This is a genomic window from Peribacillus sp. (assembly GCF_059453735.1).
Genome location: NZ_JAZVJO010000302.1, coordinates 1 through 2,912, shown reverse-complemented (window position 1 = coordinate 2,912; position 2,912 = coordinate 1). Strand labels below are relative to the sequence as shown.

Below are 2,912 nucleotides of genomic sequence, written 5' to 3'. Positions count from 1 at the left end.
ACTCTTTCTCTTCAACGATGTAAGCGGATACAAATTAGTTTGAACTTTAAGAATAATCTAATAATAACGAAAAAACCTATTGACGTACCTTACATATCGTCGTAATATAATCATCAACAGCCAAGAATTACGAGGACATCCAAACCAAGCTGAATTTACTTACTATTTAGATAAATCCGTTGGCTATTATAAAGAAAAGCAATGAAGAGGAAAAGTAGTCTTTTGATACAACATTCACAGAGAGCCGGGATTGCTGGAAACCGGTAGTGTTACAAGAGATGAACTCACCTCTGAGTTTCAGCTTGAAAGCAACTTGCAAGTAAAGCTGAACGGGTGCATACCAGCACCCGTTACCAAAAAGATGAAGAGCGTACATAGTTGTACGAATTAGGGTGGTACCGTGGACTGGTCAAGTAGCCTTTTCACCCCTTGAAACTTGCGAAAGCGGGTCTATTAGGGTGGAGGGCTTTTTTATATGAAAAAAATCGCTTAACCGGTGAAATGATGTAGAGGAGGTCTTTAAATGACTGAGAAAGCACTCCTGACTGACAGGGAGAAAGTAAAAGTAGAAAAAAGCGGAGCAGACTTTTTAATGGATGCTCTAAAAAAGCAAAATGTAGACGTTATATTTGGTTATCCTGGAGGAGCAGTATTGCCAATCTACGACAAGCTTTACAGCTCAGGTCTATTTCATATTCTTACTAGACATGAACAGGGCTCCATTCATGCAGCTGAAGGATATGCCAGAGTGACTGGTAAACCAGGCGTAGTCATTGCAACATCAGGTCCGGGAGCAACGAATGTTGTAACGGGTATTACCGATGCAATGATTGATTCACTTCCCCTCGTCATTTTCACTGGGCAAGTTGCTACAAGTGTAATTGGTACGGATGCTTTTCAAGAAGCGGACGTACTCGGAATTACTACACCTATAACGAAACATAATTATCAGGTCAGGAAGACAGAAGATATCCCTAGAATTGTTAAAGAAGCCTTTCATATTGCATCCAGCGGTCGTCCAGGTCCAGTTTTAATTGACATACCAAAGGATATTGCCATCCTGTCAGGCTTTGCAGATGAAGATCCAGAGATGGATTTACCAGGCTATCAGCCAACCGTTCAGCCGAATCATCTTCAAATCAGAAAGCTGGTTGAAGCCGTCAGTTCTTCGGAAAAACCAGTCATTCTTGCAGGTGCTGGAGTCCTTCATTCTAAGGGTGCTGATGAATTAAGGACCTATGCCCAGCAACAGGGAATTCCGGTCGTGCATACCTTACTCGGACTGGGTGGATATCCAGCAGATCATCCCTTGTTTATCGGGATGGGTGGCATGCATGGGTCTTATGCAGCGAATATGGCCCTATCCACTTGTGATTTACTGATTAATATTGGAGCGAGATTTGATGATCGGCTGACAGGAAATTTGAAGTATTTTGCTCCTTACGCAACGGTTGCTCATATCGATATCGATCCTGCGGAAATTGGCAAGAATGTACCAACAAAGATTCCGGTAGTCGGCAATGCAAAGGAAGCACTCATAGATTTGATCGCACAAGATGGAAAAAAGCCTGAAGCATCTAAGTGGATTGATACCATTAATGCTTGGAAAAAAGAATTTCCATTAAGCTATCTAAATGATACAGGGGCTTTGAAGCCGCAAAAAGTAATTGAACTTTTACATCAGTACACAAATGGAGAAGCGATTGTGGTCACTGATGTCGGGCAGCATCAAATGTGGGCTGCACAATACTATCCTTTCAATAAGCCGCATGCCTGGGTAACATCGGGTGGGCTTGGAACAATGGGATTTGGATTGCCAGCAGCAATTGGCGCCCAAATTGCAGAACCAGAAAAAATAGTAATCTCCATATCTGGGGATGGCGGATTCCAAATGACAAACCAAGAGCTGGCCGTCATTGCTGAAATGAATCTGCCAATCAAAATTGTGATTATTAATAATCATGCATTGGGAATGGTTCGACAATGGCAGGAAATTTTCCATGAGAAACGGTATTCACACAGCACCTTCCAGACCCAACCGGATTTTGTAAAACTGGCTGATGCTTATGGAATTCCTGGCTTTAAAGCAACTACAGAAGCAGAAGCAATTGCTTTGATTGAAAAAGCAGTCACGATGAATGGACCGGTTCTTCTCGATCTTCACGTGGAGCCCGAAGAAAACGTCTATCCGATGGTTTCACCAGGAAAAGGGCTGCATGAAATGGAAGGAGTCAAGCAATGAAAGGAATTATAACCCTAACGGTAAACAATCGTCCGGGTGTGCTGAACCGGATTACTAATCTATTTACTAAACGAAACTATAACATTGAGAGCATGACAGTAGGTCCCTCGGAGCAAGAAGGAATATCACGCATGACTGTCGTCGTACATGTTGAAAATGAACATGTGATTGAACAGATGACCAAACAATTAAATAAACAAATTGATATTTTAAAAGTGAATGATATTTCAAACCAATCGATTGTATCGAGAGAGCTCGCCTTAATCAAGGTAATGGCAACAAGCCAGAACAGAGCAGAGATTAACAGTTTAATTGAACCGTTTCGAGCCGCTGTTATTGACATCAGTAAGGACTCATTAACCATTCAAATTACGGGTGAATCCGAAAAAATCGGTGCCTTTATTGAATTAATGAAGCCATATGGCATTAAAGAATTAGCTCGTACCGGCACGACTGCTTTTCCGCGGGGAACCCAGCGTACTAGCCATAAAAGCCTAACCATTGTTTAAAAAGACGAAATATTTAGATTTTAAAAAAACATACTAATGAGTGAAAAGGGAGAGATTTTAAAATGGCAAAAGTATATTACAATTCGGACGCAAATCAAAATTATTTTAATACGAAACAAGTAGCAGTAATCGGTTACGGTTCACAAGGTCATGCTCACGCC

Annotated in this window: 4 protein-coding genes and 1 other annotated feature; all 4 genes read left to right on the top strand. The window is 41.4% G+C overall.

Annotation, left to right across the window (positions count from 1 at the left end; genetic code table 11):
* Positions 1-79: 79 nt before the first annotated feature.
* On the top strand, positions 80-205 hold the full coding sequence (locus AC52RT_RS09675; RefSeq protein ID WP_495540548.1) for a hypothetical protein: 126 nt from the start codon (positions 80-82) through the stop codon (positions 203-205).
* Positions 193-433, top strand: a binding site (T-box leader). (Overlaps the previous gene by 13 nt.)
* 90 nt (positions 434-523) lie before the next feature.
* Positions 524-2,242, top strand: a complete 1,719-nt coding sequence (ilvB, locus tag AC52RT_RS09670; protein ID WP_495540547.1) for an acetolactate synthase large subunit — start codon at positions 524-526, stop codon at positions 2,240-2,242.
* Positions 2,239-2,751: an acetolactate synthase small subunit gene (gene ilvN, locus AC52RT_RS09665; RefSeq protein ID WP_495540546.1), complete on the top strand. Its 513-nt coding sequence runs from the start codon at positions 2,239-2,241 to the stop codon at positions 2,749-2,751. The genes ilvB and ilvN overlap by 4 nt, the downstream gene beginning before the upstream one ends.
* Positions 2,752-2,813: 62 nt before the next feature.
* A partial coding sequence (locus tag AC52RT_RS09660) for a hypothetical protein (protein WP_495540549.1) occupies positions 2,814-2,912 on the top strand: 99 nt, incomplete at its 3' end.